The following is a 19,822-nucleotide window of genomic DNA, read 5'->3' on the forward strand; positions in this document are numbered from 1 at the left end:
GGGTGGTGGGTCAGACCTTTTCGACCTTGACCGCGTGGGCCATCTCGTGGGGCAGGGTGACGTTTTCGTGGCCGGGGATGACGATGGTCACGCCGGCGGGGCCGGTCTCGACGGTCACGCGCGCGTTGGGGACCACGCCGGCGTCCTTGAGGCGGGTGATCAGGTCGGTGTCGCCCTGGACGTGTTCGGTCAGCTGCCGGACCACCACCGCCACCGGGGAGCCGGGCGGCAACTCGGTCAGCCGGACGAGGATGGCCTCCTCGGCGCCGGACTCGGGGCCCACGCCCAGGTCCAGAAGCCCGGGGATCGGGTTGCCGAACGGCGAGGTGGTCGGGTGGTTGAGCACCTTGACCAACCGCCGCTCGACCTCCTCGCTCATCACGTGCTCCCAGCGGCACGCCTCGGCGTGCACTTCCTCCCAGGGCACCCCGATGACGTCGACCAGCAGTCGCTCGGCGAGGCGGTGCTTGCGCATGACGGCCACGGCCAGCGCCCGGCCCTTGTCGGTGAGCTCGAGGTGGCGGTCACCGGCCACGTGGAGCAGCCCGTCGCGCTCCATCCTGGACACGGTTTGGCTGACAGTCGGCCCGCTCTGATCGAGGCGTTCGGCGATTCGGGCACGTAGCGGCGTTACGCCCTCTTCTTCGAGGTCGTAGATGGTCCGCAGGTACATCTCGGTGGTGTCAACCAGGTCGTTCATTCAGCACCTTCCATCGACGCTGAGTCTACTTGGCCAGCTGCATGAATGGGTGTAACGCCTCCCAGGCAAGCAGTATGCCCGCCGCTGACGCGGCGGGCATACTGTCTGCTACCTAGCTTGAGTGAGTTGTCAGCTCGCGTACGACCGTAGCCTGTCGGCGCGCTCCCCGTTGCGGAGTTTGGACATTACGTCCCGCTCGATTTGGCGAACCCGCTCGCGGGACAGCCCGAACAGCTTGCCGATCTGGTCCAGCGTGCGGGGCTGGCCGTCGTCGAGGCCGAACCGCAACCGGATCACCTGGTGCTCGCGCTCGTCGAGCGTGGCCAGCACGCTGCGGATGTCGGTGTGCAGCAACTCGGCGATCACCGCGTTCTCGGCCGACATCGCCTCGGCGTCCTCGATGAAGTCGCCCAGCGGCGCTTCCTCCTCGGAGCCGACCGGCATGTCCAGGCTCACCGGGTCGCGGCTGTGCTCGAGCAGGTCGTTGATCTTGTCGACCGGGATGCCGGATTCGGCGGCCAGTTCCTCGTCGGTGGCCTCGCGGCCGAGGTTCTGGTGCATCTCGCGCTTGATCCGCGCCAGCTTGTTGACCTGCTCGACCAGGTGGACGGGCAGCCGGATGGTGCGGCTCTGGTCGGCCATGCCGCGGGTGATGGCCTGACGAATCCACCACGTGGCGTAGGTCGAGAACTTGAATCCCTTTGTGTAGTCGAACTTTTCCATCGCGCGGATCAGCCCGAGGTTGCCCTCCTGGATCAGGTCCAGCAGCGGCATGCCACGACCCGTGTACCGCTTGGCCAGCGACACCACCAGGCGCAGGTTCGCCTCCAGCAGGTGACGGCGCGCGGCCTTACCATCGCGCACCACGGCCTCTAGATCGCGTTTACGGTTCTCCCCGAGGCGCTTACGCGTTTCGAGCAGGTGCTCGGCGTAGAGCCCGGCTTCGATCCGCTTCGCGAGTTCAACTTCCCCCGCCGCATTGAGCAACGCCGTCTTGCCGATTCCGTTCAGATATACGCGCACTAGATCCGCCGCGGGGCTTTGAGCATCCAGATCGCCGTCAAATCTGCTCGTGCTGGCGTTCGCCATAGCGACCTCCCGTTCGGCTTGTACTGTCATCGAGTTCAACGACCGATTAGGGTTCAGAGTTCCCAGCGGTTCCCCATCTCACACGTCTTGACGTGCACAAATGTCCCGAAGACCTGAGAATGTCCTGAGAAGTGCGCCGCGACGGCACCGAAGACGGAACGAGCGCTAGCCGTCGTCGATTCCGCCCCGCGGGTCGGGAGGCCACCCCGGCTGCGGGTGTCGCGGAGCCTCGAGCGCCGGGCGTTCGGCGCGGGGGAACAGGGGGGTGCGCCGGCGCGCGTTGTCGAACCGGCGGGGCTCGTCGGGGCGGCGCGGCGGGCGGTCGTTGGCGATCAGCACGGCCATCCAGGGCAGGGGGATGGACACCGCCACGATCGCCAGCGAGATCAGGCCGTTGTGCCACGCGCCGTAGGCGAGCGCGGCGAGGATGAGGGCCGGAATCCGGAATGCCATCAGGGTCAGGTATTTACGGACCCGCGCGCGATGCTGCTCCTCATAGGAGGGCTCGGCGGCGGTGATGAGCACCGGGCGGCCCTTGTGGCCGGCGAAGTCATCGAAGCTGCCGTCGAACCCCGCGTCGGAGCCGTGCTTCATTTCTCCACTGTCCCACACCTGGACGATTCCGGCGTGGCCGGTTTCGGGGCGGCCCGGCAGCGCACCGGGCAGTGCAAGAATGTCAGGTATGCAGACCCAGACGATCGAGCGCACCGAGACCGACGAACGCGTCGACGACGGGACCGGCAGCGACACACCCAAGTATTTTCACTACGTCAAGAAGGACAAGATCGCCGAGAGCGCGGTGCTGGGCAACCACGTCGTCGCGTTGTGCGGCGAGGTGTTCCCCGTCACCAAGGCGGCCAAGCCGGGCTCACCCGTCTGCCCGGAGTGCAAGCAGATCTACGACCGGCTCAAGAAGGGCTGATCACCCGGGCGGCTTCGCCGGCGCGGTATCGCGTTGTTGCGTGGCGGGATTCGCGATCGGGCTGGCCAGCGTCTCCACCGTCTTCTTCAGGGCGGGCGAGCGGGAGAACAACCAGGTGCGCACCCGGTGGGCGTGCGTGGTGGGCGCGGGAAACTCCTCCTGGACCGCGGCGTTGAGTTCGGCCCCGAGCATGATCGCGAACCCGCCGAAGAACGCGAACAGCAGGAATGCGATCGGGGTGGAGAGCGCGCCGTAGGTGTAGCCGGTGCTGGTGATCCACCTCAGGTAGAACCGCAGGCCCAGGGTGGCGGTGACGAACACCGTGGTCGCCAGCATCGCACCGAGGATCAGCCGGTGTGACGGCAGCGGTTCGGGCAGTGCGACCCGGTACAGGATCATCACCCCGAGCGTCAGGCCGATGATCAGCGCCGGGTAGTAGCCGTAGCGCAGCACGTTGGACAGGCCGAGCGGGATGTGTTCTTCCACCTTGCGCGGGCCCACCACGACCAGCGGCGCGGTCGCCACCACGACCACAAGCATCACGACGTAGAGGAACAGCGCGAAGAAGCGCTGCCGCACCGGATGGCGCAGCGGCGTCTGGTCATGCGCCTCGACGACGGAATCGACGAACGCCGAGATCGCCGACGACCCCGCCCACAGCGAGATGATGAATCCCAGCGACACCACCTCTCCGCGGGCGTTGCTGGCGATGTCGCGGACCGTCGGCTCGATGATCTCGTTCACCACGCTGGGGGAGAACACGCTGTGCGCCGTCGAAAGCAGCTGCCGCAGGATGTTGGGCAGCATGTCCGGCCCGAACAGCGGCGCCACGTAGGCCATCGTGCCCAGCATCCCGAGCAGCAACGGCGGCAGGGACAACGCCGACCAGAAACCAGCCTGAGCCGACTCGGAAAAGATTGAGTCGTCCCAGCTCTTGGACAGAGCCCTCAGGGTGATTCGCCAGATGTGGTGGCGCGACGGTTTTGCGACCTGATCGCTCATACCAGTCCAGCATTACCGAAGATCGCCCGCGCTGCCCACATTGGGGACGGGCGAGTTCGGTTGGCTAGCTTCCGCTGACCTCCAGCACGGCGTCCAGCTCGGTCAGCTTGGCCTCGTGCTCGTTGGCGTGGTGCTGGCAGAAGAGAAGCTCGAGGCCGGAAGGCAGCTTGGCGCGCACACGGGCCGCGGCACCGCAGCGGTCGCAGCGGTCGGCCCGTGTCAGTTCTGGACTCGTCAGAGTTGCATTCATGGCTTCTCCGTTCTCGTACATTCACTTTCTCAGACGTATGGCGTTTTCGCCTTGTTCCCCGATCGTTATCGGGTGTGTCGTTTCTCACGGCCTGGTCAGATTTGGTGTGGACGGTTCTCTAGGGTGACCGTCGTGACCTTCGCTGCCGACGTGCTGGTGCACCTGTGCGGGGCCGAGCAGTGGGCGCAGGCCCGCCGTGACGGCGCCATCCGCCCCGCGGACGGCGCCGAATTCATCCACCTGTCGACGCCCGAGCAGGTCCACCTGCCCGCCAACCGGCTCTACCGGGGCCGGCGTGACCTGGTGCTGTTGCGCATCGACCCGGCTCGCCTCGACGCACCGGTGCGCTGGGAGCCGGGAGTGCCAACCGATCCGGCGTCGATGTTGTTCCCGCACCTGTACGGCACCCTGCCGGTCGCCGCGGTGACCCGCGTCACCCCTTACCCCCCGGGGGCCGACGGCGCCTTCCCTCCGGTCACCGGCGAGTCGACGTAGGCGTCGGCCTCGATCTCCACCAGCAACTCGGGCGCGATGAGCGCCGAGACCTCGACCATGGTGGCCACGGGGCGGATCGCGCCGAACACCTCCTCGTGCACGGCGCCCACCTCGCGCCAGCGTGAGATGTCGGTGACGTAGAGGCGCGTGCGTATCACGTCGGTGAGTGACGCGCCGGCTTGTTGCAGTGCAATGTCGATGCGGCGCAGGGCATCTCGCGTCTGGGCGGCGATGTCACCGGCGGGCCCGGTGCCGGTCGTACCGGCCACCGCCACATGCGGACCGACCCGCACCGCGCGCGAGTAACCGACCACCGATTCGAATTCCGAACCGGACGAGACCACTGTGCGGTGTGCTGACATGCGCCTCACCGTACGACGGCGGCGCCGCCAGCGCAGCCGAATTTCCCCGCGGCATGGGTTGTTTGGCTCGGTCGGGGTGCCGCGAGCCGCGAACAGCTTGTGCGCCAACCGTTCTCACGGAAGGCCGGACCGGGCTCAGTCCAGGTAGTCGCGCAGCACCTGCGAGCGGCTGGGGTGGCGCAGCTTCGACATGGTCTTGGACTCGATCTGGCGGATGCGCTCGCGGGTCACCCCGTACACCTGCCCGATCTCGTCCAGGGTGCGGGGCTGGCCGTCGGTGAGGCCGAAGCGCAGCCGCACCACGCCGGCCTCGCGCTCCGAGAGCGTCTCGAGCACCGACTGCAACTGGTCCTGCAGCAGCGTGAACGACACCGCGTCGACGGCCACCACGGCCTCGCTGTCCTCGATGAAATCGCCCAGCTGGCTGTCGCCCTCGTCGCCGATGGTCTGGTCCAGCGAGATCGGCTCGCGCGCGTATTGCTGGATCTCCAGCACCTTTTCCGGCGTGATGTCCATTTCCTTGGCCAGCTCTTCGGGCGTGGGCTCGCGGCCCAGGTCCTGCAGCAGCTCGCGCTGGATGCGGCCCAGCTTGTTGATCACCTCGACCATGTGCACGGGGATGCGGATGGTGCGGGCCTGGTCGGCCATGGCCCGGGTGATGGCCTGGCGGATCCACCAGGTGGCGTACGTGGAGAACTTGTAGCCCTTGGTGTAGTCGAACTTCTCGACCGCGCGGATCAGACCCAGGTTGCCTTCCTGGATGAGGTCGAGGAACGCCATGCCGCGGCCCGTGTAGCGCTTGGCCAGCGACACCACCAGCCGCAGGTTGGCCTCCAGCAGATGGTTTTTGGCGCGGTCGCCGTCGCGGCAGATCCACTGCATGTCGCGGCGCTGGGCGGCCGGCAGTTTGTCGCCGCGCTCGGTCATCTCGGTCATCAGCTGCGTGGCGTACAGGCCGGCCTCGATCCGCTTGGCCAGCTCGACCTCTTCCTCGGCGTTGAGCAGCGCGACCTTACCGATCTGCTTGAGGTACGCGCGAACCGAGTCGGCGGAGGCGGTGAGCTCGGCGTCCTTGCGGGCCTGGCGCAGCGCCTCGGATTCGTCCTCGTCCCAGACGAAATCGCCGGAGGCCTTGTCCTTTTCGGTGGGCTCGGCGATCTCGTCGTCCTCGTCGGCGGCGGGCTCGGCGGCCGCCGCGGGGGCGGGCGCCTCCTCGTCGTCACCCACCTCGGAATCGCCCGATTCGACCTCGGCGTCTTCGGACGCCACGTCTTCCTCGAGGTCGTCGAGGGACAGGTCGCTGTCGATGTCGAGGTCCTCGCCGGGCTCAGCCTCGAGGTCTGGTTCGTTGTCGAGATCCTCGACGGCGCCGTCGGAATCGAGGGCGTCGGGATCCGCCGGGCCGCCCTTGGCCGCTTTGGTGCCGCGGCCCTTGGCCTCGGCGCCCTTGGCGCGGGTCTTCTTGGCGGGCTCGGCGGCGTCGGACTTGGTGGACCGCGCGGTCGTCTTGGCGGCCCGTTTGGCGGGCGCGGAGCCATTGGCGGCCTTGGCCGCCGGACGCTTGGCGGGGGACGACGCAGACTTCGTGGCGGTGCGTTTCACCGGCCCATCGGTTGCCGGGCTTGCCTTGGTCGCTGCCACTTACACCCCTTCGTTTGGGCTCACCTTCGGTGGGTATTGGGCATGGTTAACCGAAAGTGTCTGCTATGTCGATGTCGGCGTTGGTATCAGCGTGCGTAGTCGCACGCTATCGGTTGGGCGTTCGCCGAAGACCATTGTAACGACAGTGCGCGGTACTACAGCTGTGCCGGGCGAAATTCAGTGGGTCACGTCCGAGGTGGCGGCCATCGCCGCGCCGACGATCCCGGCCGTGTTGAGCAGGGCCGCGGCCACCACCGGGGTGCGGTTTTCGAGCAGCGGCAGCCACTTGTCGGCCTTGCGGCTGATCCCGCCCCCGGCGATGAACAGGTCCGGCCACATCGCGTTCTCGATGCTCACCAGCACCTCGGTGACGTGTTTGGTCCATTTTTCGTAGGACCAGCCCTTCTTTTCCTTCACCGAGGAGGCGGCTTGTTTCTCGGCTTCCTTGCCGCCGACCTCCAAGTGCCCGAATTCGGTGTTGGGGATCAGCGTGCCGTTGTGGATGACCGCCGAGCCGATACCGGTGCCGAACGTCAAGAGAATCACCAGGCCCGTCTGATTCCTGCCCGCCCCGTAGTGCTCCTCGGCCAGCCCGGCCGCGTCGGCATCGTTGAGGACCGTCACGTCCTGACCGTCCAGCTCGGCGCTGATGATGTCGCGGGCGTTGACCCCGATCCAGGACTTGTCCACGTTGGCGGCGGTTTGCACCACACCGTGCGTGACCACCCCGGGGTAGGTCACGCCGAGGGGCCCGGTCCACCCGAATTCGTTGACGACCGCGGCGATGGTCTTGGCGACCGCCGACGGCGTCGCGGGTTGCGGGGTCAGCAGTTTGACCCGTTCGCCGATCAACAACCCCGTGTCCATGTCGACGATGCCGCCCTTGATGCCGCTGCCGCCGACGTCGATGCCGAAGCCGCGGCGTTCATGTGTGCCGTCGGCCGGTGCTGCGCCGGGCGTGTCCGTGGTCGAGTCGGTGCTGGTCATCGAATCTCCTCGGCGTGACGGGGCTGTCCGCTCACCTTAACGCCGCGACGCCGGCAGCCCGCGGTGTCTGCGCGCCCGCGCCGACTGTGATGCGATAGACCGGTGATCCAATCCGATGACGAGCTCGTGCGGCTGCGTTCAGTGGCCGAAACCGTGGCCACGGAGGCCGCCGCGTTCGTGCGGCGCCGGCGCGCCGAGGTATTCGGCGCCGAGCCGGCCGGCGTGACAGGCCCCGACAGCGGCGCGGTGCGGACCAAGAGCACCCCGACCGATCCGGTGACGGTGGTCGACACCGAGACCGAGCGCCTGTTGCGGGACCGGCTGGCCGAATTGCGGCCTGGGGACCCCATTCTCGGCGAGGAGGGCGGCGGACCGACCGACCCGGCGGGCACCCCGCCCGGATCGGTGACCTGGGTGCTCGATCCCATCGACGGCACAGTGAATTTCGTTTACGGCGTTCCCGCCTACGCGGTGTCGGTCGCCGCGCAGGTCAACGGCGAGTCGGTGGCCGGGGCGGTCGCCGACGTCGTCGCCGACCGGGTGTACTCGGCGGCCAGCGGCCTCGGCGCGCACGTCAGCGACGGCCAAGGGACTCAGCCCTTGCAGTGCGCGGCGGTCGAGGACGTGTCAATGGCGTTGCTGGGCACCGGTTTCGGCTATTCGCGGCAGCGCCGCGCGGCGCAGGCGGCGTTGTTGGCGCGCATGCTGCCGGTGGTCCGCGACGTTCGCCGCATCGGCTCGGCGGCGCTGGATCTGTGCATGGTGGCCTCGGGCCGGCTGGACGCCTACTACGAGCACGGCCTGAAGGTGTGGGACCGCGCCGCGGGCGCGCTGATCGCCACCGAGGCGGGGGCCCGGGTGGTGCTGCCGGCGCACGACGCCACCGGGGCGGGATTGGTGCTGGCCGCCGCCCCCGGGATCGCCGACGAGCTGCTGGCCGTCCTGGAGCGGTTCAACGGCCTGGATCCGATCCTGGATTGAGCGCCTCAGCAGCTGCTGGCGTGAATCTTGGCCAGCAGCGTGGGATCTGACGGCTCGGTCGCGCCGGGCCGCAGGGTGGCGAGCACGGCGTCGATGTCGTCGTTGTGGGCCAACGCGCTGAAGTCGGTTCCCAAGGCGAGGTCGACGGAGTCGTCGGCGCGGCTGTCGTTGAACAGTTCGGTGCACGGCGCCACCAGCCACACCGCCGCGGCGGTGGCCTGTCCGGCGGTGCCGAAACGGATTTGGCCTTGGCAGGCGAGCCGGGTGCCGGCGTAGAGCGGGTCGTTGGCGGCGGTCGGCTGCGCGAAGCCGAGGTCTTTCATCGCCCCGGCGACGTCGCCGGCCTGCCCGCCCCGGCCGCTGGCGTTGAGGACGCGGACCTTGGTGTCGGCGAGTTTGGCGGGCGCGACGTCCATCATGGCGCTGCGCGACACCTGCTCACCGAGCTGCGCCGACGCCGAACCGGTCGCCTGCGGCGGGGGATTGCACACCACCGCCTCGTGCACCTTGGCGGGCCGGGTCAGCGCCACGGTCCAGACGACCGCGGTGGCCACTGCGAGCAAAATCACCACGACGATCGCGGGCTTGGGGTTGCGCCGCCGGAAGGGCCGACCATGCTTGTCAAAAGCTGTACCCTCGGTGATTTGCGTGACCACAGCTGCACTCTAGTCGCACCCCAAACCCACTGTTCAGAAGCGAGCGCAAGGGTGAAAATGGGTGTGTGAGGTAAATCACACCTTAATGGGCCGCGATACGGGCACGAATCATTTGGTGGATGCGTTCGACGCTGGTACAAAGCGATGCTTGAGATTTACGAGGGCATGCAGAGGCAAGCAGAGGCAATAGGGCAGGGGAATAGATATGCCTACCGATTATGACGCTCCACGGCGCACCGAGACGGACGACGTTTCGGAGGACTCGCTGGAGGAGCTCAAAGCGCGACGGAACGAGGCGGCTTCGGCCGTCGTCGATGTCGACGAATCTGAATCCGCTGAGAATTTCGAACTGCCCGGCGCCGACCTGTCCGGTGAAGAACTTTCGGTCCGTGTCGTTCCGAAGCAGGCTGACGAGTTCACCTGCTCGAGTTGCTTTCTGGTGCAACACCGCAGTCGGCTGGCCAGCGAGAAGAACGGCGTGATGATCTGTACCGACTGCGCGGCCTGATAGCTGCCGCTACGTTGTCAGGGCCGACAGCACCCGTTCCGGGTGACGGCAACTCACCAGCCAGTACGGCGTCGGGTCGTCCGGGTCGTCGAGGACGATCAGGATCATCGGCGCCACCCACGCCCTGTGCAGCACGTAGGCCGCCGGGTCGAGCTGGCGGCCCAACGCGGCGGATTTGGCCGAGGGCGCTACCTGTGCGGACCGGGCGATCGCGGTGACCGGCAGGTGCGCGGGGCCCGCCCACAGTTCCACTTCCCCCGGCGCGGACGGGTTGGCGGTGACCCGGATCTCGACGCGCCCCAGCCACAACAGTGCCGCGGCCGCCACCGCGAACAGTGCCGCGTACGGCCACCACGAGGAGTGGCGGGTGACGCCCATGTTGAACTCGAACGCGAGGATGCCGGCGAGCGCGAGGGCCGGTGGCCACCACCACCACGGAACCCACAATCGTTCGCGATACCGCACGTTGTGCGGCGCGACGCGGGTATCGGACACGCAGTCAAGGGTAGTCTGTGGCCCCGTGTCGACCAGTCTGGCCATCGTCCGCCTTGACCCCGAGCTTCCGCTGCCCGCCCGCGCCCACGAAGGCGACGCCGGGATCGATCTCTACAGCGCCGAGGACGTCAAGCTCGAGCCCGGGCGGCGCGCCCTGGTGCGCACGGGCGTGGCGGTCGCCATCCCGTTCGGCATGGTCGGGCTGGTCCATCCTCGGTCGGGATTGGCTGCGCGCGTTGGGCTTTCGATCGTCAACAGTCCCGGCACCATCGACGCGGGCTACCGCGGCGAGATCAAGGTCGCGCTGATCAACCTCGATCCGACCGAGCCGATCGTGGTGCATCGCGGCGACCGCATCGCCCAGCTGCTGGTGCAGCGGGTCGAGTTGGTGGAGCTGGTCGAGGTGTCGTCGTTCGACGAGGCCGGGCTGGCCGAAACGTCCCGTGGCGACGGTGGTCACGGTTCCTCCGGCGGACACGCGAGTCTGTGATGCGCCGGCGAGCAGGGCGAAGCGATGAAAAGGAGCGGCGCTGATGGCTGCATTCGGTAAACGCTCACGCAAGGACGACAGCGCTTCGGCCGCGGACGCCCGGGCGGACGAGGCCGTGACGCCGGGCGCCGACGAGCCCGCTGCCGAGGAACTCGAGGGCCCGTTCGACATCGAGGACTTCGACGATCCCGCCGTCGCCGAGCTGGCCCGGCTCGACCTGGGCTCGGTGCTGATCCCCATGCCCGAGGCCGGCCAGCTGCAGGTCGAGTTGACCGAAACCGGTGTCCCGAGCGCGGTCTGGGTCGTCACGCCCAACGGTCGTTTCACCATCGCCGCCTACGCGGCGCCCAAGACGGGTGGGCTGTGGCGTGAGGTGGCCGGCGAGCTCGCCGAGTCGCTGCGCAACGACTCCGCCCAGGTCAGCATCAAGGACGGGCCGTGGGGGCGCGAGGTGGTCGGCACCGCCACCGGCGTGGTGCGCTTCATCGGCGTCGACGGCTACCGCTGGATGATCCGCTGCGTCATCAACGGCGCCCACGAGACGATGGAGGCGCTCGAGCAGGAGGCGCGAGCGGCGTTGGCCGACACCGTGGTTCGGCGCGGCGACACGCCCCTGCCGGTGCGCACACCGCTGGCCGTGCAGCTGCCCGAGCCGATGGCGCAACAGCTGCGCGAAGCCGCCGCGGCGCAACAGGCCGCCCAACAAGCGGATGCGCAGCAATCCGAGGACCAGCAGGCCCCCGCCGACCAGCCGGCCGCGCGCCGCAGCGCCGACGGGTCGGCGATGCAACAGCTGCGCACCACCACCGGCGGCTGAGACCCCGGCTAGCCCAGCTCGGCCAGCGCCGCCAGGCAGGCCGCGCCCAGGGCGGCGGGATCCGCGCCGATCTGATCCAGCGTCACCGTGCGCAGCGCCGCGCGCGGCGCCGCGGCGACCCAGTCGAGGCCGGCCTGCAGCGGATGGATCGGATCGTCGACCGCGGCCGCCACCGCCAGCGGCGCGGCCAGCCCGGCCAGCTCGTCGCAGCTCGGCGCGACGTAGTCGGCCGCCTCCTCCATGGCGTCCGGAAGGTGCGGCCACTGGGCGCCCCACGAGCGGGTCAGCTCGTCGGCCAGCCACGGGGGGCTGGACGCCCGCATCTGGGTCGTCGTCGCCGCCAGGCCGTCGGCGCGCAGCCGGGAGGCCGAGTACCGCGCCGCGAGGGCGGCCGGCGCCTCACCGGGCGCCCCCGCCCACGCCGGCAGCGCGGCCAGCACCGCGACCGTCCGGTCCGGATGGGCCAGCGCCCAGGCCGCCGCGACCGCCGCGCCGATCGACACGCCGCCGACGGCGATCGGACCTTCGCACGCCGCGGCATCCAGCGCCGCCAGGTAGCCGTCGATCAGCCGGTCGGGACGCGGCGGCGGGTTCATCAATACCGCGCCGACGTGGGCCAGCGGGCCCGAAAACGCCCGCTGAACGTAGTCGTCGTCGGAGCCGGTTCCGGGCAATAACACCGTCGTCACACCGTTCAGATCGACCACCACCCCTCGATAGTGCACGGCGTTGACCTGCGGTCCAACATCACGTTTGAGTCGGTTGGCGCTGGGGAACCAAGAGGTCTACGGTGTCCGTTGGCATAGAGGGAAGCATCGAAGCTTTTATCGTCAGGAGTGGCCATGGGGGCCCAAGGGTATCTGCGCCGGCTGACCCGTCGGTTGACGGAGGATCCGGAGCAACGCGACTCTGAGGAACTGTCCGACGAAGTCGCCAGCACCGGCGCGCAACGGGCTATCGATTGCGAGCGTGGCCAGGAGGTCACGATGGTTGGCACGCTACGCAGCGTGGAATGCAACGGCAGGGCCTGCGCCGGCGGGGTTCGCGCGGAATTGTTCGACGGCAGCGACACCGTCACGCTCGTGTGGCTGGGCCAGCGCCGCATCCCGGGCATCGACTCGGGCCGCACCCTGCGCGTGCGGGGCCGCCTCGGCAAGCTCGAGAACGGAACCAAGGCGATCTACAACCCGCACTACGAAATTCAACGGTGACCGTCCCGGAAGGATTGGGCGGGGCCACCCCGCCCGCCCGGGAGCCGGGCTCATCGGAACAAACCACTAGTCGCATCAGCCCCGAGCGCCTGCTGGCGCAGGCGGGCGGCGTCAGTGGCGTCATCTACTCGTCGCTCCCGGTGGTCGTCTTCGTGATCGTCTCGAGCGTGTCGGGACTGGTCCCGGCGATCGCGGCCGCGCTGGGGGTGGCCGCGCTGGTCTTGCTGTGGCGGCTGATCCGGCGGGATTCCCCACAACCGGCGTTGTCCGGGTTCTTCGGCGTGGCGCTGTGCGCGCTGATCGCCTACGTGCTGGGGGAGTCCAAGGGCTATTTCCTGCTGGGCATCTGGATGTCGCTGGTGTGGGCGGTGGTGGTCGCGGCGTCGGTGGCGATCCGCCGGCCGCTGGTGGGCTACGCGTGGAGCTGGGCCACCGGCCGCGGGGACGGCTGGCGCAGCGTTCCAAAGGCCGTCCTTGCGTTCGACATCGCCTCACTGGGCTGGGTGCTGGTGTTCACCTCCCGCTTCGTGGTCCAGGGGCTGCTCTACGACGCCGATCGGACCGGGTGGCTGGCGGCCGCGCGGATCGGGATGGGCTGGCCACTGACCGTGCTGGCCGCGCTGGCGACCTACGCGGCGATCAAGTCGGCGCAACGGGCCATCGCGGCGGGCGCCGAGCTGGCACCCCGTAGCGTCGGCGACTAGCCCAACAGCAGCTTCTGCAGGTCCTCTTCGGCCTCGGCGACGGCGACGAACAGCAGCTCGTCGCCGCCTTCGAGCGGCTCGTCCTCCTCGGGCACGATGACCCGCGGGCCGCGCAGGATCGTCACCAGCGAGGTGTCGCGCGGCAGCTGCAGTTTGCGCACCGGCTTGCCGCCCCAGGGCGTGTCATCGGGCAGCGTGATCTCGACGAGGTTGGCCTGCCCCTTGCGGAACTCCATCAGCCGCACCAGATCGCCGACGGCGACGGCCTCCTCGATGAGCGACGCCAGCATGCGCGGTGTCGACACCGCGACGTCGACGCCCCAGGCGTCGGTGAACAGCCACTCGTTGCGCGGGTCATTGACCCGGGCCACCACCCGGGGCACCGCGAATTCGGTTTTGGCCAAGAGGCTTAGCACGACGTTGGCCTTGTCATCGCCGGTCGCGGCCACCACCACGTCGAACTCCTGCATGTGCACCGATTCCAGCAGCGTCAGCTCGCACGCATCGCCCAGGCGCCAGTGCGCGGCCGGGATGGCGTCGACGTCGACGTGGTCGGGGTTGCGCTCGATCAACGTCACGTCGTGGCCGTTGCCAATGAGTTCCCGCGTGACCGAGCGACCGACCGCACCGGCACCGGCAACCGCTACCTTCATATGCGCCGTCCCCTCACAGCCGGTCCCGTATTCATCACAGGTCTTCGCTCGGCGGTAGCGCGGCGATGGCGACCGCCTCGGCGGCGCGCCCGGATATCGCCGCGACATAGACCTGGTCGCCGGCCTGGATCACCGACTTCGGCTCGGGCAGGACGCCGGCCCCGAATCGGATCAGGAAGGCGACCCGCGCGCCGGTGGCCTGCTCGAGATCGGTGACCCGGTGGCCGATCCAGTCCTCGTGCAGGACGACCTCGGAGACGGCGACCGTGCCGGTCGGGTCGCGCCACTTGGCCGTCTCGGTCTCCCGCAGCAGGGCATTGAGCAGGCGGTCGGTGGTCCAGGGCACGGTCGCGATGGTCGGGATGCCCAGGCGCTCGTAGACCTCGGCGCGCTTGGCGTCGTAGATGCGGGCCACGACCCGCTTGACGCCGAACGTCTCCCGTGCCAGGCGCGCGGAGATGATGTTGGAGTTGTCACCGGAGGACACCGCGGCGAACGCGTCCGCCTCTTCGATACCGGCCCTCAGGAGTACATCTCGGTCGAATCCCTGCCCCAGGACCCGCTCGCCGGCGTATTCGGGGCTGAGCCGGTTGAAGGCCGTGCTGTCGCGGTCGATGACGGCCACGTCGTGACCGATGCGGGACAGCCCGTCGGCGACCGAGGAGCCGACACGGCCGCAGCCCATCACTACTACTCGCACTTGTGGTCCTCTCGGCCGCGTCCTGCGCCCTTCGTCGGCAACGCACGTGGGCAAGCCGTTTCGGTCGGCGAACATTCTCGTCCACGAACGCTACCGTCAGAGGCGTCTGGGCTTACTCTTGGCTCTCGTGTCCAAACTTTCAACCGCCACTCGTCGGTTGCTTATCGGCCGGCCGTTTCGCAGCGACCGGCTCAGCCACACCCTGTTGCCCAAGCGGATCGCCTTGCCGGTGTTCGCCTCCGACGCGTTGTCCTCGGTGGCGTATGCGCCCGAGGAGGTCTTCCTCATGCTCTCGGTGGCGGGGGTCTCGGCGTACGCGCTGACGCCGTGGATCGGGCTCGCCGTGGCGGCGGTCATGTTGGTGGTGGTGGCCAGCTACCGGCAGAACGTCCACGCCTACCCCTCCGGTGGCGGCGACTACGAGGTGGTCACCACCAACCTGGGCGAGACGGCGGGCCTCGTCGTGGCGAGCGCGCTGATGGTGGATTACGTTCTGACCGTGGCGGTTTCGACGGCGTCGGCGATGGCGAACATCGGCTCGGCCATCCCGATCGTGGCCGAACACAAGGTGTTCTTCTGTGTGGCCTCCATTCTGCTGGTGATGGCGCTGAACCTGCGCGGGGTGCGCGAATCCGGGGTGGCGTTCGCCATCCCGACGTATGCGTTCATCATCGGGGTCCTCGTCATGATCGGCTGGGGCCTGTTCCGGATCTTCGTGCTGGGTGATCCCTTGCGGGCAGAGTCCGCCGGTTTCCAGATGCACGCCGAACACGGCCAGGTCGTCGGTTTCGCGTTGGCGTTCTTGGTGGCGCGGTCGTTCTCCTCGGGGTGTGCGGCGCTTACGGGTGTCGAGGCGATCAGCAACGGGGTGCCGGCGTTTCAGAAACCCAAGTCGCGCAACGCGGCCACGACCCTGCTGATGTTGGGCGCAATCGCGGTGACGCTACTGATGGGCATCATCGTGCTGGCGCAGAAGATCGGCGTTCAGCTCGTCGAGGATCCCGCGACCCAGCTGAGCGGAACCCCGAAGGGGTACTACCAAAAGACCCTGGTCACCCAACTGGCGCAGGCGGTGTTCGGCGGCTTTCACCTCGGGTTCCTGCTGATCGCCACGGTGACCGCCCTCATCCTGGTGCTCGCGGCCAACACCGCGTTCAACGGATTCCCGGTGCTCGGTTCGATCCTGGCCCAGCACAGCTACCTTCCGCGCCAATTGCACACCCGCGGAGACCGGTTGGCGTTCTCCAACGGAATCCTGTTCCTGTCCGGGGTGGCCGTGCTGGCGATCGTGGCGTTCCGCGGCGAGGTCACCGCGTTGATTCAGCTGTACATCGTGGGCGTGTTCATTTCGTTCACGCTGAGCCAGATCGGCATGGTGCGGCACTGGACCCGGTTGCTGCGCACCGAGACCGATCCCGGGGTACGGCGCAAGATGATGCGCTCGCGGGTGGTCAACACGGTCGGATTGCTTTCCACCGGTGCGGTTTTGCTGGTGGTGCTGGTCACCAAGTTCGTCGCCGGGGCGTGGATCGCGCTGTTCGCGATGAGCCTGCTGTTCGGCATGATGAAGATGATCCACCGGCACTACAACACCGTGAACCGCGAATTGGCGCAGCAGGCCGAGGACGAGGAGGACGCGGTGTTGCCCAGCCGCAACCACGCCGTGGTGCTGGTGTCGAAGCTGCACCTGCCGACGCGGCGCGCGCTGGCCTACGCGAGGGCCACCCGCCCCGACGTTCTCGAGGCGGTGACGGTCAGCGTCGACGACGCGGAAACCCGCGAGCTGGTGCGCAAGTGGGAGGCGAGCGATATCAGCGTTCCGCTCAAGGTCATCGCCTCGCCGTATCGCGAAATCACCCGCCCCGTACTGGAATACGTCAAGCGGGCCCGGGAGGAGTCGCCCCGCACCGTGGTCACGGTGTTCATCCCGGAGTATGTGGTGGGGCACTGGTGGGAGCAGGTGCTGCACAATCAGAGCGCGCTGCGGCTCAAGGGGCGGCTGCTGTTCATGCCCGGCGTCATGGTGACTTCGGTTCCGTGGCAACTGAGTTCGTCCGAACGGCGCAAGACGTTGCAGCCGCACGTGGCGCCGGGCGACGCTCGTCGGGGTATTTTCGATTGACCCGCGAATCGACCCGCCCACCGCGCGGGGTGTCGCCCGCGATGGGGGAGCTGACGTTGACCACCGGCGCCCCGGCCAACGGCGGCAGCTGCGTGGCGCACCACGAAGGCCGGGTGGTGTTCGTCCGGTACGCGCTGCCCGGTGAGCGGGTGCGGGTGCGGGTGACCGCGGACCGCGGATCCTATTGGCACGCGGAGGTTGTCGAGGTCGTCGAGCCGGCGGACGGCCGCACGGCGTCGCTGTGCCCGATCGCCGGGGTCGGCGGCGCCGGCTGCTGCGACCTGGCGTTCGCCGCCCCCGAGGTGGCGCGCGCCCTCAAGGCCGAGGTGGTGGCCAATCAGCTGGAGCGCCTCGGTGGGCATCGCTGGAGCGGGGAGGCCGAACCGCTGTCGTCGCGACCCACGGGCTGGCGCACCCGCGTCCGCCTCGACGTGGGCGCCGACCATCGACCGGGCTTTCACCGTTACCACAGCGACGATTTGGTGACCGACCTGCGTTGCGCGCAGCTGCCCGACGGCATGCTCGACGGGATCGCCGAGACCGAGTGGCCGCCGGCCGCCCAGCTGCACGTGGCCGTCGACGACGACGGCGCGCGCCACGTGGTGCGCACCCTGCGGCAGGGCAGACGCACGGCGACCAAGGTGATGGAGGGCCGCTACGAGGCGGTGCAGCGGGTGGCGGGGCGCACCTGGCAGGTGCCGGTGACCGCCTTTTGGCAGGCGCACCGCGACGCCGCGGCGACCTACAGCGCCCTGGTCGCCGACTGGGCGGCCGCCGGCACCGGCATGAGCGCCTGGGATCTTTACGGTGGCGCAGGCGTTTTCGCCGCCGCGCTCGGCGAGGCCGTGGGGGCCTCGGGGCGGGTGCTCAGCGTGGACACCTCGCGCGGGTCGACGCGGGCCGCCCGGAGCGCGCTGGCCGATCTGAGCCAGGTGCAGATCGTCACCGACTCGGTGCGCCGCGCGCTGGCGGCGCAGCGAGAAGGCGCCTCAACAGCAGATGTGGCGGTGCTTGACCCACCGCGGGCGGGCGCCGGGCGCGAGATCATCGATCTGCTCGCCGCGGCCGGTGTCCCGCGTGTGGTGCACATCGGTTGTGAGGCAGCGTCTTTCGCGCGCGATATCGGTATCTATCTCGGCCACGGCTACGCCGTCGAGAAGATCAAGGTGTTCGACGCGTTCCCGTTGACCCACCACGTCGAATGCGTCGCGCTGCTGACACGTGGCGATTAGTCCGGCGCCTAGGCCATCACGAAATACCGCAGCCACACATACAGCGCGGCCAGCGCGATGGAGACGGCGGTGACGAGCGCGCCCTTGCGGGTGAATTCCCAGAAGGAGATGGGGTTGTCGGAGCGGTGGGCGATCCCGAGCATGACGATGTTGGCGCTGGCGCCGATGGCGGTCAGGTTGCCGCCGAAGTCCGTGCCCAGCGCGAGTGACCACCACAGGGCGCCGGGGTTGGCGTGATCGGTCAGGGCGGGCACCAGGTCGGCCACCACCGGCGCCATCGTCGCGGCGTAGGGGACGTTGTCCACGACCCCGCTGATGACGGCCGACGCGACGAGGATGATCATCGTCGCGGCCAGGGTGTTTCCTCCGCTGGCGGAGATCAGCACGCGGGCAAGCTCTTTGACGACTCCCGTCTTCACCAGCGCGCCGACCATGATGAACAGGCCGGCGAAGAACAGCAGCGTGTCCCACTCCACGCTGGACAGGTAATCGGACGGCTTGAGTCGTGACGCCACGACCAGGATCCCGGCGCCCAGCAGCGCCACCATGGAGGGTTCCATATGCAGCGGCGAGTGCGCGATGAACGCGGTGAACACCGCCAGCAAGACGATCCCGCACGTGACGAGCAGCCGGGGGTCGCGGATGGCCTCCTTTTCCTCCAGCGACATCACGTCGGCAACCCGATCGGGGTCGACGCTGAACGCCCCGGGAAAAAGGCGCGGCAACAACACCATCAGGACGGCGAGGACGATGACCACGATCGGCGCCAGATGAACGAGAAAGTCGTTGAACGTCAGACCGGCCCTGCTGGCGATGATGATGTTGGGCGGATCGCCCACCAACGTTGCCGCGCCGCCGACATTCGATGCGAACACCTCGGCCATCAAAAAGGGCGCCGCGTTGATCGCCAGTCGTTCGCACACCAACAGCGTCACCGGGGCGACCAGCAACACGGTGGTGACGTTGTCGAGCAGGGCCGAGGCGATCGCGGTCACCAGGGCCAGCAGGATCATGACGCGCAACGGCGAGCCGCGGGCGCGTTTGGCCGACCAGATCGCCACGTACTCGAACACGCCGGTCTGCCGCAGCACGCTGACGATGATCATCATGCCGAGCAGCAAAAAGATGACATCCCAATCGATTCCGGTTTCGTGCGAGTAGAAGACGTCGTCGGATCGGATGATCGGCAGGGTGACCACGATCGCGGCGCCGGCGAGGGCCACGAACGTCTTGTTGACGCGGTCGCTGGCGATCAGGACATAGGCGACCACGAAGACCAGGATCGCGATGAAGCTCATCGATGTGCCTGGGGCATCAGGTTTTCAGCGCGGCGGCGAGCACCCGCGATGCCGTGATCACCCCGACCAGTCCGCCGTCTTTGACCACCGCGACGAGCGGGCTGCGCAGTCGCGCCATGAGCGCGGCCACTTCGATGATGGTGTCGTCGGCGTGGGCCGGGGGCACGTCGACCAGGTGGTCGGGCAACACGTCGCGCACCTTCTTGCCGCTCAATTTTTCCGCGCAGCGGTCGGCGGTCGATTCGTTGAGCACGCCGGCCAGCGACGGGTCGTCCTGCACGTATCGCGGCACGATGAAGCGGACGACCTGGGAGGCGGGCAGCACCGCGTAAGGGCGCCCCGAACCGTCGGTGACCAACAGCCCGGGCAGCCGGTGCTCGGCCAGCATCCGGGCGGCTTCCAGCGCGTCCGCGTCGATGCTGACGACGGGGAAGTCCTCGGCGATCTGCTCGGCACGCACACTGCGACGATACGTCCGCGGGGAGTGGATGGTGCGGCGGCCTCGAT

25 protein-coding genes are annotated in these 19,822 nt (G+C 68.5%); 10 read left to right on the forward strand and 15 right to left on the reverse strand.

Annotated elements, in window-relative coordinates; all coding sequences use genetic code 11:
• Nucleotides 1-10 precede the first annotated feature (10 nt).
• The 3 genes from QGN31_RS08500 to QGN31_RS08510 all read right to left on the reverse strand — a co-directional run bounded on the left by QGN31_RS08500 (nt 11) and on the right by QGN31_RS08510 (nt 2,401).
• Nucleotides 11-700 (reverse strand): metal-dependent transcriptional regulator, encoded by a 690-nt coding sequence (locus tag QGN31_RS08500; RefSeq protein ID WP_008258556.1) that lies wholly within the window; start codon nt 698-700, stop codon nt 11-13.
• 129 nt (nt 701-829) lie between these two features.
• Nucleotides 830-1,819, reverse strand: a complete 990-nt coding sequence (sigB, locus tag QGN31_RS08505; protein ID WP_050782802.1) for a sigma-70 family RNA polymerase sigma factor SigB — start codon at nt 1,817-1,819, stop codon at nt 830-832.
• 135 nt (nt 1,820-1,954) lie between these two features.
• Complete coding sequence (locus QGN31_RS08510) at nt 1,955-2,401, reverse strand: DUF3099 domain-containing protein (RefSeq protein ID WP_008258554.1); 447 nt, start codon at nt 2,399-2,401, stop codon at nt 1,955-1,957.
• Nucleotides 2,402-2,471: 70 nt separating this feature from the next.
• Here QGN31_RS08510 and QGN31_RS08515 point away from each other — a divergent pair, with 70 nt between their 5' ends.
• The gene (locus QGN31_RS08515) at nt 2,472-2,711 is read left to right on the forward strand and encodes a DUF3039 domain-containing protein (protein ID WP_008258553.1); all 240 of its coding nucleotides are present in this window, start codon (nt 2,472-2,474) and stop codon (nt 2,709-2,711) included.
• Here QGN31_RS08515 and QGN31_RS08520 read toward each other — a convergent pair whose 3' ends face one another.
• Together QGN31_RS08520 and QGN31_RS08525 are read right to left on the reverse strand one after the other, a co-directional pair.
• Nucleotides 2,712-3,713: a YihY/virulence factor BrkB family protein gene (locus tag QGN31_RS08520; RefSeq protein WP_009955740.1), complete on the reverse strand. Its 1,002-nt coding sequence runs from the start codon at nt 3,711-3,713 to the stop codon at nt 2,712-2,714.
• 64 nt (nt 3,714-3,777) lie between these two features.
• Nucleotides 3,778-3,963, reverse strand: a complete 186-nt coding sequence (locus QGN31_RS08525) for a DUF7455 domain-containing protein (RefSeq protein ID WP_008258551.1) — start codon at nt 3,961-3,963, stop codon at nt 3,778-3,780.
• Nucleotides 3,964-4,086: 123 nt separating this feature from the next.
• Between QGN31_RS08525 and QGN31_RS08530 the strand changes: the two genes are divergently transcribed.
• Nucleotides 4,087-4,458 carry a DUF952 domain-containing protein gene (locus QGN31_RS08530; protein WP_038536870.1) on the forward strand — a complete coding sequence of 124 codons (372 nt, stop codon included), beginning with the start codon at nt 4,087-4,089 and terminating at the stop codon, nt 4,456-4,458.
• On the opposite strand, the gene QGN31_RS08535 is transcribed toward QGN31_RS08530, so the two are convergent.
• The 3 genes from QGN31_RS08535 to ppgK all read right to left on the reverse strand — a co-directional run bounded on the left by QGN31_RS08535 (nt 4,404) and on the right by ppgK (nt 7,448).
• On the reverse strand, nt 4,404-4,820 hold the full coding sequence (locus QGN31_RS08535) for a RidA family protein (RefSeq protein WP_041785112.1): 417 nt from the start codon (nt 4,818-4,820) through the stop codon (nt 4,404-4,406). The genes QGN31_RS08530 and QGN31_RS08535 overlap by 55 nt on opposite strands.
• 135 nt (nt 4,821-4,955) lie before the next feature.
• Nucleotides 4,956-6,461, reverse strand: a complete 1,506-nt coding sequence (locus QGN31_RS08540) for an RNA polymerase sigma factor (protein WP_026071295.1) — start codon at nt 6,459-6,461, stop codon at nt 4,956-4,958.
• A 177-nt stretch (nt 6,462-6,638) separates the two neighbouring features.
• A complete protein-coding gene (gene ppgK / locus QGN31_RS08545) occupies nt 6,639-7,448 on the reverse strand; it encodes a polyphosphate--glucose phosphotransferase (protein ID WP_008258547.1) in 810 nt (269 codons plus the stop codon).
• A gap of 102 nt (nt 7,449-7,550) precedes the next feature.
• On the opposite strand from ppgK, the gene QGN31_RS08550 reads away from it, so the two are divergent.
• The gene (locus tag QGN31_RS08550) at nt 7,551-8,429 is read left to right on the forward strand and encodes an inositol monophosphatase family protein (RefSeq protein ID WP_014385377.1); all 879 of its coding nucleotides are present in this window, start codon (nt 7,551-7,553) and stop codon (nt 8,427-8,429) included.
• Nucleotides 8,430-8,434: 5 nt separating this feature from the next.
• Here the strand turns inward: QGN31_RS08550 and cei are convergent, their stop codons facing one another.
• Complete coding sequence (gene cei / locus QGN31_RS08555; protein WP_008258545.1) at nt 8,435-9,085, reverse strand: envelope integrity protein Cei; 651 nt, start codon at nt 9,083-9,085, stop codon at nt 8,435-8,437.
• 205 nt (nt 9,086-9,290) lie between these two features.
• On the opposite strand from cei, the gene QGN31_RS08560 reads away from it, so the two are divergent.
• On the forward strand, nt 9,291-9,593 hold the full coding sequence (locus tag QGN31_RS08560; RefSeq protein WP_008258544.1) for a DUF4193 domain-containing protein: 303 nt from the start codon (nt 9,291-9,293) through the stop codon (nt 9,591-9,593).
• A gap of 9 nt (nt 9,594-9,602) precedes the next feature.
• On the opposite strand, the gene QGN31_RS08565 is transcribed toward QGN31_RS08560, so the two are convergent.
• Nucleotides 9,603-10,088, reverse strand: a complete 486-nt coding sequence (locus QGN31_RS08565) for a DUF3093 domain-containing protein (RefSeq protein WP_009955729.1) — start codon at nt 10,086-10,088, stop codon at nt 9,603-9,605.
• Nucleotides 10,089-10,113: 25 nt separating this feature from the next.
• Between QGN31_RS08565 and dut the strand changes: the two genes are divergently transcribed.
• On the forward strand, nt 10,114-10,578 hold the full coding sequence (dut, locus tag QGN31_RS08570; protein ID WP_014385376.1) for a dUTP diphosphatase: 465 nt from the start codon (nt 10,114-10,116) through the stop codon (nt 10,576-10,578).
• A gap of 43 nt (nt 10,579-10,621) precedes the next feature.
• On the forward strand, nt 10,622-11,395 hold the full coding sequence (locus QGN31_RS08575; protein ID WP_008258541.1) for a DUF3710 domain-containing protein: 774 nt from the start codon (nt 10,622-10,624) through the stop codon (nt 11,393-11,395).
• Nucleotides 11,396-11,403: 8 nt separating this feature from the next.
• Here the strand turns inward: QGN31_RS08575 and QGN31_RS08580 are convergent, their stop codons facing one another.
• A complete protein-coding gene (locus QGN31_RS08580) occupies nt 11,404-12,105 on the reverse strand; it encodes a hypothetical protein (protein WP_014385375.1) in 702 nt (233 codons plus the stop codon).
• A 132-nt stretch (nt 12,106-12,237) separates the two neighbouring features.
• On the opposite strand from QGN31_RS08580, the gene QGN31_RS08585 reads away from it, so the two are divergent.
• On the forward strand, nt 12,238-12,606 hold the full coding sequence (locus QGN31_RS08585; RefSeq protein WP_003875251.1) for an OB-fold nucleic acid binding domain-containing protein: 369 nt from the start codon (nt 12,238-12,240) through the stop codon (nt 12,604-12,606).
• A gap of 14 nt (nt 12,607-12,620) precedes the next feature.
• Entirely contained in the window at nt 12,621-13,310 is a 690-nt protein-coding gene (locus tag QGN31_RS08590; RefSeq protein ID WP_043955794.1) for a DUF3159 domain-containing protein, read from the forward strand.
• On the opposite strand, the gene QGN31_RS08595 is transcribed toward QGN31_RS08590, so the two are convergent.
• Nucleotides 13,307-13,963 (reverse strand): potassium channel family protein, encoded by a 657-nt coding sequence (locus QGN31_RS08595; protein WP_008258524.1) that lies wholly within the window; start codon nt 13,961-13,963, stop codon nt 13,307-13,309. The two genes, QGN31_RS08590 and QGN31_RS08595, sit on opposite strands and share 4 nt — an antisense overlap.
• Before the next feature lie 34 nt (nt 13,964-13,997).
• Entirely contained in the window at nt 13,998-14,663 is a 666-nt protein-coding gene (locus tag QGN31_RS08600) for a potassium channel family protein (RefSeq protein ID WP_008258523.1), read from the reverse strand.
• Nucleotides 14,664-14,790: 127 nt separating this feature from the next.
• Between QGN31_RS08600 and QGN31_RS08605 the strand changes: the two genes are divergently transcribed.
• Both QGN31_RS08605 and QGN31_RS08610 read left to right on the forward strand, forming a co-directional pair.
• Complete coding sequence (locus tag QGN31_RS08605) at nt 14,791-16,785, forward strand: APC family permease (protein ID WP_009955810.1); 1,995 nt, start codon at nt 14,791-14,793, stop codon at nt 16,783-16,785.
• A 41-nt stretch (nt 16,786-16,826) separates the two neighbouring features.
• On the forward strand, nt 16,827-18,017 hold the full coding sequence (locus QGN31_RS08610) for a class I SAM-dependent RNA methyltransferase (protein ID WP_085978351.1): 1,191 nt from the start codon (nt 16,827-16,829) through the stop codon (nt 18,015-18,017).
• 8 nt (nt 18,018-18,025) lie between these two features.
• Here QGN31_RS08610 and QGN31_RS08615 read toward each other — a convergent pair whose 3' ends face one another.
• Both QGN31_RS08615 and QGN31_RS08620 read right to left on the reverse strand, forming a co-directional pair.
• Nucleotides 18,026-19,315, reverse strand: a complete 1,290-nt coding sequence (locus tag QGN31_RS08615; protein WP_014942554.1) for an SLC13 family permease — start codon at nt 19,313-19,315, stop codon at nt 18,026-18,028.
• Between the two features lie 16 nt (nt 19,316-19,331).
• The gene (locus QGN31_RS08620; protein ID WP_008258518.1) at nt 19,332-19,775 is read right to left on the reverse strand and encodes a CBS domain-containing protein; all 444 of its coding nucleotides are present in this window, start codon (nt 19,773-19,775) and stop codon (nt 19,332-19,334) included.
• Between the last annotated feature and the right edge of the window lie 47 nt (nt 19,776-19,822).

Origin of the sequence: Mycobacterium sp. 2-64, from assembly GCF_035918375.1 — a bacterium.
GTDB classification, from domain to species: Bacteria; Actinomycetota; Actinomycetes; order Mycobacteriales; family Mycobacteriaceae; genus Mycobacterium; species Mycobacterium intracellulare.

Coding starts and splice junctions, on each gene's coding strand:
- QGN31_RS08500 (WP_008258556.1), bottom strand. CDS start 700: ATGAACGACCTGGTTGACACCACCGAGATGTACCTGCGGACCATCTAC.
- sigB (WP_050782802.1), bottom strand. CDS start 1,819: ATGACAGTACAAGCCGAACGGGAGGTCGCTATGGCGAACGCCAGCACG.
- QGN31_RS08515 (WP_008258553.1), top strand. CDS start 2,472: ATGCAGACCCAGACGATCGAGCGCACCGAGACCGACGAACGCGTCGAC.
- QGN31_RS08520 (WP_009955740.1), bottom strand. CDS start 3,713: ATGAGCGATCAGGTCGCAAAACCGTCGCGCCACCACATCTGGCGAATC.
- QGN31_RS08525 (WP_008258551.1), bottom strand. CDS start 3,963: ATGAATGCAACTCTGACGAGTCCAGAACTGACACGGGCCGACCGCTGC.
- QGN31_RS08535 (WP_041785112.1), bottom strand. CDS start 4,820: ATGTCAGCACACCGCACAGTGGTCTCGTCCGGTTCGGAATTCGAATCG.
- ppgK (WP_008258547.1), bottom strand. CDS start 7,448: ATGACCAGCACCGACTCGACCACGGACACGCCCGGCGCAGCACCGGCC.
- QGN31_RS08560 (WP_008258544.1), top strand. CDS start 9,291: ATGCCTACCGATTATGACGCTCCACGGCGCACCGAGACGGACGACGTT.
- QGN31_RS08575 (WP_008258541.1), top strand. CDS start 10,622: ATGGCTGCATTCGGTAAACGCTCACGCAAGGACGACAGCGCTTCGGCC.
- QGN31_RS08585 (WP_003875251.1), top strand. CDS start 12,238: ATGGGGGCCCAAGGGTATCTGCGCCGGCTGACCCGTCGGTTGACGGAG.
- QGN31_RS08595 (WP_008258524.1), bottom strand. CDS start 13,963: ATGAAGGTAGCGGTTGCCGGTGCCGGTGCGGTCGGTCGCTCGGTCACG.
- QGN31_RS08610 (WP_085978351.1), top strand. CDS start 16,827: ATGGGGGAGCTGACGTTGACCACCGGCGCCCCGGCCAACGGCGGCAGC.
- QGN31_RS08615 (WP_014942554.1), bottom strand. CDS start 19,315: ATGAGCTTCATCGCGATCCTGGTCTTCGTGGTCGCCTATGTCCTGATC.